The organism is Streptococcus oralis (genome assembly GCF_001578705.1).
Classification (GTDB): domain Bacteria; phylum Bacillota; class Bacilli; order Lactobacillales; family Streptococcaceae; genus Streptococcus; species Streptococcus oralis_J.
This window is the reverse complement of sequence record NZ_KQ969037.1, coordinates 1014814-1029264: the sequence shown is the minus strand read 5'-3', so window position 1 is coordinate 1029264 and position 14451 is coordinate 1014814. Positions and strand designations below refer to the sequence as shown.

Annotated in this window: 13 protein-coding genes and 2 pseudogenes; 12 read left to right on the top strand and 3 right to left on the bottom strand. The window is 43.4% G+C overall.

The features are described from left to right. Nucleotides 1–22: 22 nt before the first annotated feature. A pseudogene (locus tag SORDD05_RS09835) lies at nt 23–1150 on the top strand (IS3 family transposase). Between the two features lie 140 nt (nt 1151–1290). Here the strand turns inward: SORDD05_RS09835 and SORDD05_RS05150 are convergent. Together SORDD05_RS05150 and sstT are read right to left on the bottom strand one after the other, a co-directional pair. Further along, nucleotides 1291–2244 (bottom strand): aromatic acid exporter family protein, encoded by a 954-nt coding sequence (locus tag SORDD05_RS05150; RefSeq protein ID WP_061417489.1) that lies wholly within the window; start codon nt 2242–2244, stop codon nt 1291–1293. A gap of 66 nt (nt 2245–2310) precedes the next feature. Continuing rightward, nucleotides 2311–3516: a serine/threonine transporter SstT gene (sstT, locus tag SORDD05_RS05145; protein WP_061417487.1), complete on the bottom strand. Its 1206-nt coding sequence runs from the start codon at nt 3514–3516 to the stop codon at nt 2311–2313. 147 nt (nt 3517–3663) lie between these two features. Here sstT and SORDD05_RS05140 point away from each other — a divergent pair, with 147 nt between their 5' ends. The 10 genes from SORDD05_RS05140 (at nt 3664) to SORDD05_RS05095 (ending at nt 11464) form a co-directional block, all read left to right on the top strand. After that, nucleotides 3664–4224 (top strand): mechanosensitive ion channel family protein, encoded by a 561-nt coding sequence (locus tag SORDD05_RS05140; RefSeq protein ID WP_061417485.1) that lies wholly within the window; start codon nt 3664–3666, stop codon nt 4222–4224. Between the two features lie 57 nt (nt 4225–4281). After that, nucleotides 4282–5190: a magnesium transporter CorA family protein gene (locus SORDD05_RS05135; RefSeq protein WP_061417483.1), complete on the top strand. Its 909-nt coding sequence runs from the start codon at nt 4282–4284 to the stop codon at nt 5188–5190. A gap of 17 nt (nt 5191–5207) precedes the next feature. Next, nucleotides 5208–5735, top strand: a complete 528-nt coding sequence (locus tag SORDD05_RS05130; RefSeq protein ID WP_061417481.1) for a YqeG family HAD IIIA-type phosphatase — start codon at nt 5208–5210, stop codon at nt 5733–5735. Nucleotides 5736–5737: 2 nt separating this feature from the next. Next, nucleotides 5738–6844, top strand: a complete 1107-nt coding sequence (gene yqeH / locus SORDD05_RS05125) for a ribosome biogenesis GTPase YqeH (RefSeq protein ID WP_061417479.1) — start codon at nt 5738–5740, stop codon at nt 6842–6844. 213 nt (nt 6845–7057) lie between these two features. Beyond that, nucleotides 7058–7369 (top strand): ribosome assembly RNA-binding protein YhbY, encoded by a 312-nt coding sequence (yhbY, locus tag SORDD05_RS05120; protein ID WP_000060164.1) that lies wholly within the window; start codon nt 7058–7060, stop codon nt 7367–7369. A gap of 51 nt (nt 7370–7420) precedes the next feature. Then, nucleotides 7421–8050 carry a nicotinate-nucleotide adenylyltransferase gene (locus SORDD05_RS05115; RefSeq protein WP_061417477.1) on the top strand — a complete coding sequence of 210 codons (630 nt, stop codon included), beginning with the start codon at nt 7421–7423 and terminating at the stop codon, nt 8048–8050. Next, nucleotides 8050–8643, top strand: coding sequence for a bis(5'-nucleosyl)-tetraphosphatase (symmetrical) YqeK (yqeK, locus tag SORDD05_RS05110; protein ID WP_061417475.1), 594 nt, complete (start codon nt 8050–8052; stop codon nt 8641–8643). The genes SORDD05_RS05115 and yqeK overlap by 1 nt, the downstream gene beginning before the upstream one ends. Further along, entirely contained in the window at nt 8644–8997 is a 354-nt protein-coding gene (gene rsfS, locus SORDD05_RS05105) for a ribosome silencing factor (RefSeq protein ID WP_061417473.1), read from the top strand. A gap of 613 nt (nt 8998–9610) precedes the next feature. Beyond that, nucleotides 9611–10351, top strand: coding sequence for a class I SAM-dependent DNA methyltransferase (locus SORDD05_RS05100; protein WP_061417842.1), 741 nt, complete (start codon nt 9611–9613; stop codon nt 10349–10351). Nucleotides 10352–10360: 9 nt separating this feature from the next. Then, nucleotides 10361–11464: a nucleotidyltransferase gene (locus SORDD05_RS05095; protein WP_061417471.1), complete on the top strand. Its 1104-nt coding sequence runs from the start codon at nt 10361–10363 to the stop codon at nt 11462–11464. A gap of 24 nt (nt 11465–11488) precedes the next feature. Here the strand turns inward: SORDD05_RS05095 and SORDD05_RS10250 are convergent. Next, a pseudogene (locus SORDD05_RS10250) lies at nt 11489–11739 on the bottom strand (ISL3 family transposase); the annotation flags it as partial. 360 nt (nt 11740–12099) lie between these two features. On the opposite strand from SORDD05_RS10250, the gene SORDD05_RS10345 reads away from it, so the two are divergent. Next, nucleotides 12100–14451, top strand: a 2352-nt coding sequence (locus tag SORDD05_RS10345; protein ID WP_196757198.1) for a KxYKxGKxW signal peptide domain-containing protein, incomplete at its 3' end; no start/stop codon positions are given.

Sequence of the window (14451 nt, the reverse complement as noted above, 5' to 3'; positions counted from 1 at the left end):
CTAGAAACAGGAGTGTTTTGTTATGGTCAAAAAAGCATATTCATTAGAAACTAAGTTAGCCTGCATCGAAATGAAAAAGGTTGGTAAGTCCAATAAGGTCATCATGGAGATCTTGGAAATTAAGAATGACAGTCAAATCTACACCTAGATGCGATGGTATGAGAATGATGAGCTACATCGTTTTCATCAACCTCTGGGGAAACAATATACTTATGGTAAAGGAATGGAACAGCTATCCGAAGTCGAACAGTTACGTTTGCAGGTAGAATTACTAAAAAAGTATCAGAGCTTGGTAAGAAAATCGACAAAGTAAGTCTTATCAAGCTAGTAGAAGAGTATAAGAAAACGTGCCCTGTGTCTGTTATTTTAGAGTGTTTCGGAGTCAAACGCTTCACCTTTTATCGCTGGAAACAGGAGTGTAAGAATTCTTAGAAAAGAGACGAAATAATAGATAAAATCGAACAACTCTGTATGGAAAATCACTTTATTTATGACTATCGAACCATCACTCGCTTACTAAAGAAAGTTTATAACCTCGTCGTAAATTGTCAGAAAGTCTATCGTATCATGAAGGAAAAGGGCTGTCTTTGCTGTGTCCGTCCCAAGAAGGGACCTAAATTAGGGAAGCCTTATCATTTAACAGACAATAAGCTGGATCGTGATTTTCAGGCAGACAAGACTATGGAGAAGCTTGTCACAGACATCACCTACCTCTACTTTGGGAACTGTAGACTTTATCTATCTTCGATCATGATCTCTATAATCGCGAAATTGTAGCTTATACCATCTCCGATTGCCAAGATAATAACTTTGTGCTCGATACACTTCATCAACTTGAACTACCTCAAGGAGCGCTTTTACACAGCGACCAGGGATCTGTTTACACCTCAAAATCCTACTATCAGGCTTGCATAGAAAAAGGCATCACCCGCTCCATGTCCCGAAAAGGAACACCAGCAGATAATGCCTGTATTGAATGGTTTCATGCTGTCCTCAAGTCTGAAACCTTCTATCTCCATAATTGGAGAAACCTAACTAAAGATAGTATAACAGAAATTGTCAATCTTACATCATATTTTATAATGAAACTAGAATTCAACAGAGATTAAATGACCAGTCTCCTGTAGATTACAGAAAACTGGCCTCATAAATGTGTTTTTCTTGTGTCTCATTATAAGGGTGCAGTGCCTTTTGATTCGTGGATTTTTTCATATAGTAAAGGTAATTGAAGTCAAAGGTAAATTAAAAACCTCAGAGAAATCATGTTACATGAATTCTTCTGGGGTTTTTCTAGTTTCCATATTTTTGGTAAAAATCGACCTTGACCTGGATAAAGGTTTCGGCTTCGCGTAGTAACTGCAGGAGAGTGGCGCGAGTCTCAAACTCCTCACGTGTTTTAGGGAGACTCCGATTGCGGAAGACTTGCAGATAGCGTTCAATGTCATCAAGTAGGTCGTGAGCAGGATTGGTCTGGCTTAGCTGGACAGCAATATTTGAAAAGAGTTGAGCCAAAATCAAACTCTCACTTGCGGCCAGATGACAGGTATTGATCTGCTGGGCCATATTTCGCAGGATACGACTTTGTCGCTGTCTCATCTCAAAGTAGTGGATGTGGTAGTCCGTCTGGTGAAAGAGGTGGTCCGAGTGATCCAAATAAACCAGTTTGAGAGCTTCATCGAGGAGCTTGTCTAATTGGTCAACGAGTTGGGCTTGGTTGCGTCCGTCTCCTCTTGACAGATAGTATTTAAAGCGAAGCAGGATGTCTTTTAACTTTTCTTCAACCTGAAGGTGGTAGCATTGAATAGCTTTCTCACGAGAGGGCATATAAAGGTTGACCAATAAAGCAAAGCTTGTCCCGATGAGAAAGAGGAGTACTTCATTAAGCAAGAGGTCTGGAGAGGTAGACTTCTGTACCAAGAGATGACTGACCAAGACACTGCTAGGGGTGATGCCGATTTCCCAGCCCATTTTATAGGCTAGAGGCACATAGAGAGCCAGATAGAGGCCCAGACTCCAGATGTGAAATCCTGTCAGTTGAAAGGCTAGAACACCGATAGCGAGTGCTAGGAGCATGGAAAAGAGGCGGTTACGGGCTAATTTCAGAGTACTTCTGCGCGTGTCGGAGAGGCTTAAGAGAGCGATAATTCCAGCTGAAACTGCTGATGATAAATCTAAAAAATAAGCGAGAAAACAAGCAAGGCAGGTCGCTAAGATCAGTTTTGTCGTACGTTGGGTGATAGACATGAGAATTTCCTATAATACTAGAATAAGAGTATAAAAGACAAGGCTTGGAAGACTTGTCTTAAAAATCTATTTTTTACGTGCCGATGCGTACTCAGCTACTGCCGTAAAGAGGACGTCGGTAGAAGAGTTCAGGGCAGTTTCGCAGGAGTCTTGGACGACACCGATGACAAAACCAACTCCGACTACCTGCATAGCAACGTCATTTGAAATCCCAAAGAGACTACAAGCGACGGGAATGAGGAGGAGTGATCCACCAGCGATTCCAGAAGCTCCGCAGGCAGAAATGGCAGCCACTACACTGAGCACAAAGGCTGTACCAAAGTCGACAGAGATTCCTAGCGTATTGACTGCAGCTAGAGTCAAAATGTTAATGGTTACGGCTGCGCCAGCCATGTTAATAGTGGAGCCAAGGGGAATAGAAACAGAGTAGGTATCTGGATTGAGTCCGAGATCTTGGCAGAGTTTCATGTTTACAGGAATATTAGCAGCAGAACTACGAGTAAAGAAAGCTGTAATCCCACTGACACGTAAACATTTAAAAACAAGAGGATAAGGATTTTTTCTCATAAAGAGAAAGGCAATGAGGGGATTGATGACAAGGGCCACAAAAGCCATAGTTGCAATCAAGAGTCCTAGCAAAATTCCGTAGTTAGCAAGGCTGGTAATTCCTTTATCAGAGATGGTCTTGAAGACCAAGCCCATAATTCCGAAAGGAGCCAAATTGATAATCCATTCCACAATCTTGGAAGTTACTCCTGCCATGGTTTTGAGCAATTCCTTACTGTTTTTGCTAGCTTCCCTCATAGCAAGTCCAAAGACAACAGCCCATGATAGGATCCCGATATAATTAGCTTGGACGATAGCGTTTAGGGGATTATCTACGAGATTTAGCAGAAGATTGCTGAGAACTTGACCGATGCCGTCTGGTGGGGCAATCTCTGTACTAGCACTGCTAAGAGTGATCTGGACAGGAAAGAGAAAACTAGCCAATACAGCGAGTAAGGCAGCAGCAAAGGTACCAAGTAGATAGAGAAAAATAACCGTCTTCATATTGGTATCTTGCCCTTTTTGATGTTGTGAAAGGGCATTTGCAACGAGGGTAAAGACCAAAACAGGAGCGATGGCTTTTAATCCCCCAACAAACAGATCACCGAGAATGCCAATACCTGACAAACTAGGGAAAAGCAAACCTAGGGAGGCTCCAAGAAGCATGCCGATTAGGATACGTTTGATGAGGCTGGCCTTGTTCCAGGCTCGAATGATTCTTTTCATAATAGTCTCCTTCAAAGTGTATTGTTTATGATTATAGTATAAATATGTCGTTGAGGCAAGTCCTTTTTTGAATTTTGGGGGATGTCGGTATATTTATGAAAAATATGGCTGGATAATTTATGGTATAATACTAAAAAGGAGTTTTGTATGCAAGAATTTTTTCAACGTTATCTTGATAAATTGGATGTAACAACTGTATTAGAGAATGTCTTGACCAAGGTGATCTCTCTTTTGATTTTGTTTCTGCTATTTTATATAGCTAAAAAGATGCTTCATGCGACTGTCCGAAAGATTGTCAAGCCCTCGCTTAAATTTTCAAATCGGGATGCAGGCAGACAAAAGACCATTTCTCGTTTACTTGAGAATATTTTTAACTACACACTTTATTTCTTTTTGATTTACTGTATCTTGTCTATTTTGGGTTTGCCAGTTTCTAGCCTCCTTGCTGGTGCGGGGATTGCTGGGGTTGCCATTGGGATGGGCGCACAAGGTTTTCTGTCTGATGTTATCAATGGTTTCTTTATCCTCTTTGAACGCCAGCTCGATGTGGGCGACGAAGTGATCCTCACAAATGGTCCTATTACCGTATCTGGAAAGGTCGTTAGTGTAGGGATCCGTACAACTCAACTGCGAGGTGACGATCAAGCCCTTCACTTTGTTCCTAACCGCAATATCACTGTTGTTAGCAACTTCTCTCGTACAGAGTAGGTCTGCTATTTTGGCAGATTTGTGGTACAATAGAAGGAGTTTGGTAAAGGAGAGAGTATGCTATTTGTAGAGAAAAAACTAGGTCATGATTGTACCTGGATAGACCTTGATGTGGACAAAATTAAAAACATGGAAGATCTTTCTGACGTCTATGGATTGGACAAGGAAACCATCGAGTATGCTCTAGATAGAAATGAACGCGCCCACATGGATTATAACCGTGAAACGGGGACGGTAACCTTCATTTATAATGTTCTTGATTTAGAAAAAGATAAAGAATATTATGAAGCGATTCCGATGACCTTTATAGTTGAAAAACAACGGCTGATTACTATCAGCAATCACAAGAATACTTATGTGATTAAACGCATGGCGACCTACCTTGAAAGCCATGAAATGATTTCCATCTACAAATTTCTTTTTGCCAGTTTAGAGATTATTAGCAATGCTTATTATCCAGTTATTGAAGAGATGGATAAAAGTAAGGATGAAATCAGTGCACTTCTTCGTCAAAAAACAACTAAAAAAAATCTTTTTGCCCTCTCTGACTTGGAAACCGGTATGGTTTACTTGACAGCTGCTGCCAAACAAAATCGTCTCCTCTTGGAACATATCCAAGGGCATGCTCTTTATCGCAATCTTAATGAGGTAGAAAGAGAGCAGTTTGATGATGCTATGATTGAAGCCCATCAGTTGGTTTCGATGACAGACTTGATTTCCCAAGTTTTGCAACAACTCTCAGCCTCTTACAACAACATCCTAAATAATAATCTAAATGACAATTTGACAACTTTGACAATTATCTCAGTCTTGCTGGCTATCCTTGCGGTTATTACAGGATTCTTCGGAATGAATGTCCCTTTACCGTTTACAGATGAACCGAATGCTTGGATTTATATTTTGATAGCTAGTCTCATTTTATGGGCAGTCTTAGCCCAATGTTTAAAGAAAATTGCTAGAAATTAAAAAGAAAAGGAGCCGGAATGGCGATTGAAAACTACATGCCAGATTTTGCTGTGGAAGCAGTCTATGATCTGACAGTCCCAAGCCTGCAGGCGCAGGGGATCAAGGCTGTTTTGGTCGATTTGGATAATACCCTCATTGCTTGGAACAACCCTGATGGGACGCCAGAGATGAAGCAATGGCTACATGACCTTCGTGACGCAGGTATTCGTGTCATCGTGGTCTCAAATAACACCAAAAAACGAGTTCAACGTGCAGTTGAGAAATTTGGAATTGATTACGTTTATTGGGCCTTGAAGCCTTTCACATTTGGGATTGACCGTGCTATGAAGGAATTTCACTACGAGAAAAATGAAGTGGTCATGGTCGGCGACCAACTCATGACGGATATTCGCGCAGCCCATCGTGCAGGCATTCGATCAATATTAGTCAAACCTTTAGTCCAACACGACTCGATCAAAACGCAGATTAACCGAGCTCGTGAACGCCGTGTCATGCGAAAAATCACTGAAAAGTACGGACCGATTACATATAAAAAAGGAATTTAACTATGGAAGAAATTCTCTGTATTGGTTGTGGAGCAACCATTCAGACGACAGACAAGACTGGTCTTGGATTTACTCCCCAGTCAGCACTCGAAAAAGGTTTGGAGACTGGCGAAGTCTATTGCCAACGCTGTTTCCGTCTCCGTCATTACAATGAAATCACAGATGTCCAGTTGACGGACGATGATTTCCTCAAACTCTTGCACGAGGTGGGAGACAGTGATGCCTTGGTGGTCAATGTCATTGATATCTTTGACTTCAATGGATCAGTTATTCCAGGCTTGCCACGCTTTGTATCGGGAAATGATGTCCTCTTAGTTGGAAATAAAAAAGATATCCTGCCCAAGTCAGTTAAACCGGGCAAGATTAGCCAGTGGCTCATGGAACGTGCCCACGAAGAAAGACTTCGTCCAGTGGATGTCGTCCTGACTTCAGCCCAAAACAAGCATGCCATTAGGGAAGTCATTGACAAAATTGAGTACTACCGTAAGGGGCGTGATGTCTATGTAGTTGGGGTAACCAACGTTGGGAAATCAACTCTTATCAATGCCATTATCCAAGAAATCACAGGTGACCAAAATGTCATCACGACTTCGCGTTTCCCGGGGACAACCTTGGACAAGATTGAGATTCCGCTTGACGACGGATCTTATATCTACGATACACCGGGAATTATTCACCGCCACCAGATGGCCCACTACTTGACGGCTAAAAACCTCAAGTATGTCAGCCCTAAAAAGGAAATCAAGCCAAAAACCTATCAGCTCAACCCTGAACAAACTCTATTTTTAGGTGGTTTGGGACGCTTTGACTTCATATCAGGTGAAAAGCAAGGATTTACCGCTTTCTTTGACAATGAACTCAAACTCCATCGTACCAAGCTAGAAGGAGCGACTGACTTTTATGACAAGCACCTTGGAACTCTCCTCACACCACCAAATAGCAAGGAAAAAGAAGATCTTCCAAAATTGGTTCAGCATGTATTTAATATCAAGGACAAGACTGACCTAGTCATCTCAGGACTAGGCTGGATCCGTGTAACGGGCACCGCCAAAGTCGCCGTCTGGGCACCCGAAGGCGTCGCCGTCGTCACACGCAAAGCCATTATTTAAACACAGAAAGGAAAGGGTTGTCTTTATTAAGGCGAGCATTGCGAGCCCGTAGAGAATACTTTTCGCCGTGGTGTCAGTTGGTACAAGTGATTGTACCAACTGCGGAAAATTTGAGACCTTAGGCTCAAATTTTAGTCATGAAAGTCCAAAGGACTTTGCTGACGTCCGTCACCACTTTAGAAAAGTATAAAAAGAAACTCTTTTAAAGAAATTATGTCATTAACCTCAAAACAACGTGCCTTCCTCAACAGCCAGGCACACACCCTCAAACCCATCATCCAAATCGGGAAAAATGGTCTCAACGACCAAATCAAAACCAGCATCCGTCAAGCTCTTGACGCCCGTGAATTGATTAAAGTCACACTCTTGCAAAATACAGATGAAAACATCCACGAAGTAGCTGAAATCTTGGAAGAAGAAATTGGTGTAGATACTGTCCAAAAAATCGGACGCATCTTGATCTTGTTTAAGCAATCCAGCAAGAAAGAAAATCGCAAGATTTCCAAGAAAGTTAAAGAAATCTAAACACCTACTCCAAACAACTGTTTTTACAGAGAATTAAAGGAAGACGAGCCTATGGCAATCGAATTATTGACTCCCTTTACCAAGGTAGAGTTGGAGCCAGAAATCAAGGAGAAAAAACGCAAACAAGTCGGGATTTTAGGGGGAAATTTTAACCCTGTTCACAATGCCCATCTGATCGTTGCAGACCAAGTACGACAACAGTTAGGACTAGACCAGGTTCTGCTCATGCCTGAGTACCAACCACCTCACGTGGACAAAAAAGAAACCATCCCCGAGTACCATCGGCTCAAGATGCTTGAGTTGGCGATTGAGGGGATTGAAGGCCTGGCCATTGAAACCATTGAGTTAGAGCGCAAGGGTATTTCTTACACCTACGACACCATGAAGATTTTGACAGAGCAACATCCAGATACGGATTATTACTTCATTATCGGGGCTGATATGGTGGACTATCTGCCTAAGTGGTACCGAATTGATGAGCTGGTCGACATGGTTCAGTTTGTAGGAGTTCAGCGTCCGCGCTACAAGGCAGGGACTTCCTATCCAGTTATCTGGGTGGATGTGCCTCTCATGGACATCTCGTCCAGCATGGTGCGTGACTTCATTGCTCAAGGTCGGAAACCTAACTTTCTCCTACCTCAGCCAGTGCTAGACTACATCGAGAAGGAGGGGCTTTACTGATGGCATACCAAGACTATATCAACTGTTCCCGAGAGGCTTTGTTGGAAAGAATGGCAGAGCTTCTACCCGAGAAACGCCTAACCCACTGTCTAGGTGTGGAGTGTGCAGCCATAGAGCTAGCTCAACGCTTCGGTGTGGATGCTGAGAAAGCTGGTCTAGCAGGCCTTCTTCATGATTATGCTAAAAAGCTGTCAGATCAGGAATTTCTAGACTTGATTGACTGTTACCAGCTAGACCCTGACCTCAAAAACTGGGGAAATAATGTCTGGCATGGTATGGTTGGCATCTACAAGATTCAGGAAGATTTGGATTTGCAAGACTCTGAAATCCTGCGAGCCATTGAAATTCATACAGTCGGTGCTGGTCAGATGACAGATCTAGATAAGGTTATCTACGTCGCAGACTATATTGAGCATAACCGCGCCTTTCCAGGTGTGGATGTGGCGCGTGAGATTGCTGTGCTATCGCTCAATAAGGCAGTGGCCTACGAAACAGCTCGTACCGTGGAGCATCTAGCTCATCAGGGATTCCCCATCTATCCCCAAACCCTTGAAACCTATAACGCTTTTGTGCACTATTTGAAAGAGGACTAAATGAACGAAAAAGAATTACTAGAACTAGTCGTGAAAGCGGCTGATGAGAAACGTGCGGAGGATATCCTTGCACTTGACGTACAGAATTTGACCAGCGTGACGGACTACTTTGTCATCACGAGTTCAATGAATAGCCGTCAGTTGGACGCTATCGCTGACAATATTCGTGAAAAAGTAGCTCAAGCAGGCTTTAAAGGTAGCCATGTTGAAGGCGATGCAGCGGGAGGCTGGGTCTTACTGGATCTGGGTGGTGTCGTTGTGCATATCTTCTCAGAAGAAATGCGTGCCCATTATAACCTAGAAAAACTGTGGCATGAGGCGTATTCAGTAGATATATCTGAAACTCTGGCGTAGAAGATGACTTGAACTTCGTATGGGAATTGCTTTGAAATTCGACAATGTATTGAGATTATTCTTGTTTTCTGAGTGAGAAGTGAGAAATTACCGAGACTTTCCGTTGTGATAAAACTTCTTGAAACGATAATGTTTCAAGAACTCGGGAGTTTTGAGAGTAAAACAGTTCGGGGAACTGTTTTAGCCTGAGTTTAGAGATGAAAAACGAAGGGCTCAAAACTAAGTCTTGGAACTTCAAAGAAGGTCGCAGACGTCCGAAATCACTTAAGGAAAGTCTTAAAAAGACTTTGTCTTCAATCGAACTCAGTTGCAGTCAACTGGGTTTATTTGCTTATTTTAGAAAATTGATGGAAAGGTGAGGGCGTCGTGTTTTGTTCATATCGAAACTGAACACGAGCTAAAAGCTACGAGAAAAAGAGTAACTTCCTTTGTATCTGACGATACAGCAGAAAGTTTCCTATTTTCTCCTTGCTTTTAACGCTCTTTGTATCTTAGAAAGGATTTGAACCCGTCCTGTAATCGCCGGAAAATAGATAGCTTAGTCTTGGATCAGGATCCTAAGCCCAAGCTCCTAATTTTCATTCTGATTACGGGTGGACTTGGTATCATGAATATGGCAACTTATGAAACCTTTGCGGCTGTTTACGATGCTGTGATGGATGATAGTTTATACGATAAATGGACGGATTTTTCGCTTCGCCATTTGCCTAAGACTAAGGAGAGAAAGAAACTTTTGGAACTGGCTTGCGGAACAGGTATCCAGTCTGTTCGCTTTTCTCAGGCTGGTTTTGATGTGACAGGACTTGACTTGAGCGCGGATATGCTGAAGATTGCTGAAAAGAGAGCTGCTTCAGCCAAGCAAAAGATTGATTTTATAGAGGGCAATATGCTGGATTTGTCCAAGGCTGGTAAATATGATTTTGTGACTTGTTACTCTGACTCTATCTGCTACATGCAGGATGAGGTGGAGGTGGGAGACGTCTTTAAGGAAGTGTATAATGCTCTCAACGAAGATGGCATCTTTATCTTTGACGTGCATTCGACCTACCAGACTGATGAGATTTTTCCAGGCTATTCCTACCATGAAAATGCGGAAGATTTTGCCATGCTTTGGGATACCTATGAGGACGAAGCTCCTCACTCCATCGTGCATGAGCTGACCTTCTTTGTAAAGGAAGCGGACGGTTCCTTTAGTCGCCACGATGAAGTGCATGAGGAGCGGACCTATGAGGTCTTGACCTATGATATTTTGCTGGAACAGGCTGGTTTCAAGTCCTTCAAACTCTATGCGGACTTTGAGGACAAGGAGCCGACAGAAACCAGCACCCGTTGGTTTTTTGTCGCGCAGAAGTAGGAGAACATCATGACCATCACAGGTATTATCGCGGAGTTTAATCCTTTTCATAATGGGCATAAATACCTGCTGGATCAGGCGGAGGGACTGAAAATCGTTGCCATGTCTGGGAATTTCATGCAGCGTGGAGAGCCTGCTATCGTGGATAAGTGGACACGGGCCCAGATGGCACTGGAAAATGGCGCAGATTTGGTAGTGGAATTGCCCTTTTTAGTCAGTGTTCAGGCAGCAGATTTCTTCGGTCAAGGAGCTGTGGATATCTTGGCTCGCTTGGGCATTGATACCCTCGCTTTCGGGACAGAGGAAGTTCTGGATTATCAGAAAGTTGCTGACTTATACACAGAGAAAGGTACCGAGATGGAGAATTTTGTGGAAAATCTGCCTGATGCCCTCTCCTATCCTCAGAAAACCCAAGCCATGTGGAAGGAATTTGCAGGTCTAGATTTTTCAGGCAATACCCCCAATCATGTCCTTGCTCTGGCCTATGCCAAGGCGGTTGCGGGACGCAACATCAAACTGCATCCGATTCAGCGTCAGGGAGCTGGCTATCACTCTGTGGACAAGAATGTGGAATTTGCCTCGGCAACAGCCCTCCGTCAGCACCAGAAGGACCAAGATTTCTTGGAGTGTTTTATGCCTTCTGTAGAGCTTTTTGAAAAAACTAGTAAAGTGAGCTGGGATGATTATTTTCCCTTGCTCCGCTATCAAATCTTATCAAATCCAGACCTAACAACCATCTATCAGGTCAATCAGGAAATGGCTGTGCGCATCAAGGATGCTATCAAAACAGCCCAGTCTGTGGAAGAATTAGTCGAGGCGGTTGCGACCAAGCGCTACACCAAGGCGCGTGTCAGACGCCTCTTGACCTATATCTTGGTGCAGGCCAGAGAAAGCGACTTGCCAGAAGCTATACATGTTCTTGGCTTTACTGAAAAAGGCAGACAACACCTCAAGTCTCTGAAAGAGCGGGTCCATCTAGTCAGCCGAATTGGAAAAGAACCTTGGGATGCTATGACTCAAAAGGCAGACCAGATTTACCAACTAGGACAGCCAAGCATCGCAGAGCAGAATTTTGGTCGAGTGCCGATTAGAATGGAAATAAGTGGAAACTGAAGTGGGTGACATATAACGAAGCATAGAGGGAATCAGATTGATTCTCTCTTTTGTCATGTTTAAAGCTATGAAAATTCTGGTTTTGACATTGTCAAAGTTCTAACAATCAAAGGCATTTCGTTTAATGACTATGATAAGGTTGATAGTGGCTTCCCGTTTTGTATGAGAACAGGGTGTTCCAAAGCGTTAATAATCTTGTCCTCATCTGTATCTTTCGAAAACGTCTGAAAAACGATTAAAAGTATGGGATTTACAAAAGAAATGATCTCTTCTAATGATGGTTTGGTCATTTTTATTGGAAGTATTAATGGGCTTGATTTCGAAAATCGTAAGAGAATTTCAATAGTTTGAACTTTAAAAGCGAATTTTTAACAAAAATTAAGTGTTTTCATTTGTCATTTCGCATATAATTACTTGAAAAGGGCAAGCCGTTTTGGTAAAATGGTAAATGGTGTATACCAGTTAAAAACAACTGGTATATCCCAGATGGAATCTGCTTTTTCTGAGTCAAAGGGATAAAAACTGAAACTGACTGCGGTTTTATTATTTTGGTTTTGAGAGGGCAGCGCAACTACGCTTTGTTAATGGTCATGAGGTTAACAAAGGGTCGCAATTGGATAAAAGAAAGGAAACAAATGTTTCGAAGTAAAAAATTTAACAAAGATTTCGAGATCGTAGATGAGAAAAAGCGTTATAAGCTTTACAAGTCGGGTAAAAACTGGGTAAAAGCCTCGAACTCTCAATTGGATCTCTTCCGTATCGGTGGGATGGGCGAAGTTGTCTCTAGTACCCTGTCAGACACTGAAGAACTTGATCACGCACACCTTAGTTTTAACACGCTAGCGGGTATAGGGGGAATCCTGGCCGCGGGAGCTGCAGGATTTGTGATGACACAAGAGCAAACTGTATACGCAGATGAAACATCTGAGTACAAAGAAACGGATAAAACAGTCATCGCAGCTGAACCAAAAGCAGCTGAAACAACTGAAACAAGTACTAACTCAATCATCGCTCAAGCGCAAGCAGAAGTAAAGAAAGCTCAAGCAGAACAAGCATCTGCCTCAGCTTCTGTATCAGTCAGTCAATCTGTTGAGGCTCAAGCGAGTGCGAGTCAGTCAGCTTCAGTCAGTCAATCTGCCTCAGCAAGTCAGTCAGTCTTAGCGAGTCAGTCAGCATCTGCAAGTACTTCAACCTCAGCAGGTCAGTCAACTGCTCCAGCATCTGAGTCAGCGAGTCAATCAACATCAGCTCCTGTATCAGCTTCAGCAAGTGCAACAGCATCTGCATCAGTAAGCTCTACACCATCAGAGTCAGCAAGCACTCAAGCACCTGCCTCTGTAGTTGAGAGTACATCAGTTGTTAGCGAACCATCAGCTCAGGCTTCTGTGTCTACCTCAGCTTCTGCATCGCTCAACCTTAAGGTCAATCCTGCAGCAAGCCTTGTATCAGGTAGTGCTAACCAAAGTTTGGCAAGTGTAGCTCTTAGCACAAGCCAAGCAGTAACAACAAGCAACAACATCGCAGCTGGTGTTGTAGCGGATAAGAACCAAGCTCAAGGTAAGGATACAACCAAGCAAGCTGAGAAGGATCAAGCGGCAGACAAACAAGTAACAACTGCACCGAAAAAGGGTTACTCTGGTTTCCGCCAAGGTATTCCAGGTATTATTGACTCTGAAGCTGGTGTATTTCTTACCGATACACCAAATGGTCAATATGCCAAGAGATATCCAATTCCTGATCAAACAGCTTATAAACCAATGCCTGAGACACATGTTTATTTCCATAATGGACAAAACAAGCACTTTAATGGTACTTGGAAGCAGGAGCATATTGCTAGAGATGCCCTCTATATTTCTGAGACAGACACTAATCGTTTGAAACAACTTGGTCTTAACTATCGATTGGATGTTGTGCAAGTACGGAGTCAACAAGGTCAGATTGGATATTTACCACGTTTGACTATGTGGGGTTATCCAACGCCTGTCAAAGGGAACTTGGTATTGTTCAATGTACGAGTTAGTGGCGCAGGTGGTCAAGGAGTGGTCAATCAAGCTACAATAAGCTTCAATGTTACTCGTAACCCTCGATATGAGAGTCAATCTACATCTATAAGTCAATCAACGTCAGCATCAACAAGTACACAGTCAGCTTCAGAATCAATGAGTTTGAGCGCGAGTGACTCTGCGTCAATTAGTGCTAGTCAAAGTGCGTCAGCATCTATCTCAGCAAGTATTAGTGCATCAACGTCAGCCAGTGCGAGCCAAAGTGCCTCAGCCAGTGCGAGCGTGAGCCGTAGCGTATCTGCTTCTGTATCAGGAAGCCAAAGTGCGAGTGCATCACTCAGCGCAAGTCGTTCAGCCTCAGCAAGCGTAAGCTCAAGCCGTTCAGCAAGTGCCTCAGCAAGTGCATCACTCAGCTCAAGTCGCTCAGCCTCAGCGAGCGTAAGCTCAAGCCGTTCGGCAAGTGCCTCAGCGAGTGCATCACTCAGCTCAAGTCGCTCAGCCTCAGCAAGCGTAAGCTCAAGCCGTTCAGCAAGCGCCTCAGCGAGTGCATCGCTTAGCGGAAGTCGCTCAGCCTCAGCGAGCGTAAGCTCAAGCCGTTCAGCCTCAGCAAGCGTAAGTTCAAGCCGTTCAGCGAGTGCATCACTTAGTGCAAGTCGCTCGGCCTCAGCAAGCGTAAGCTCAAGCCGTTCAGCAAGTGCTTCAGTAAGCTCAAGCCAATCAGCTTCAGCATCAGCATCAACTAGTGCATCAGTATCTGCAAGCCAAAGTGCATCAGCGTCTGTATCAGCTAGCCAAAGTGCATCAGCAAGTGCCAGCCAATCAGCATCAAACTCAGCAAATGCTAGCCAAAGCGCTTCAGCGTCTGTATCAGCAAGCCAATCAGCAAGCACATCAGTAAGCTCAAGTCAATCCGCTTCAGCATCTGTATCCGCTAGCCAAAGCGCATCAGCTTCTGTAAGTGCAAGTCAATCAGCTAGCGCATCA

Bases quoted from the DNA above. Each gene is read 5' to 3' on its own strand.
- SORDD05_RS05135 (WP_061417483.1), top strand. From the start codon at position 4,282: ATGCTATTTGTAGAGAAAAAACTAGGTCATGATTGTACCTGGATAGAC.
- SORDD05_RS05100 (WP_061417842.1), top strand. From the start codon at position 9,611: ATGGCAACTTATGAAACCTTTGCGGCTGTTTACGATGCTGTGATGGAT.
- SORDD05_RS05150 (WP_061417489.1), bottom strand. From the start codon at position 2,244: ATGTCTATCACCCAACGTACGACAAAACTGATCTTAGCGACCTGCCTT.
- yqeH (WP_061417479.1), top strand. From the start codon at position 5,738: ATGGAAGAAATTCTCTGTATTGGTTGTGGAGCAACCATTCAGACGACA.
- rsfS (WP_061417473.1), top strand. From the start codon at position 8,644: ATGAACGAAAAAGAATTACTAGAACTAGTCGTGAAAGCGGCTGATGAG.
- SORDD05_RS05130 (WP_061417481.1), top strand. From the start codon at position 5,208: ATGGCGATTGAAAACTACATGCCAGATTTTGCTGTGGAAGCAGTCTAT.
- yqeK (WP_061417475.1), top strand. From the start codon at position 8,050: ATGGCATACCAAGACTATATCAACTGTTCCCGAGAGGCTTTGTTGGAA.
- SORDD05_RS05095 (WP_061417471.1), top strand. From the start codon at position 10,361: ATGACCATCACAGGTATTATCGCGGAGTTTAATCCTTTTCATAATGGG.
- SORDD05_RS05140 (WP_061417485.1), top strand. From the start codon at position 3,664: ATGCAAGAATTTTTTCAACGTTATCTTGATAAATTGGATGTAACAACT.
- sstT (WP_061417487.1), bottom strand. From the start codon at position 3,516: ATGAAAAGAATCATTCGAGCCTGGAACAAGGCCAGCCTCATCAAACGT.
- yhbY (WP_000060164.1), top strand. From the start codon at position 7,058: ATGTCATTAACCTCAAAACAACGTGCCTTCCTCAACAGCCAGGCACAC.
- SORDD05_RS05115 (WP_061417477.1), top strand. From the start codon at position 7,421: ATGGCAATCGAATTATTGACTCCCTTTACCAAGGTAGAGTTGGAGCCA.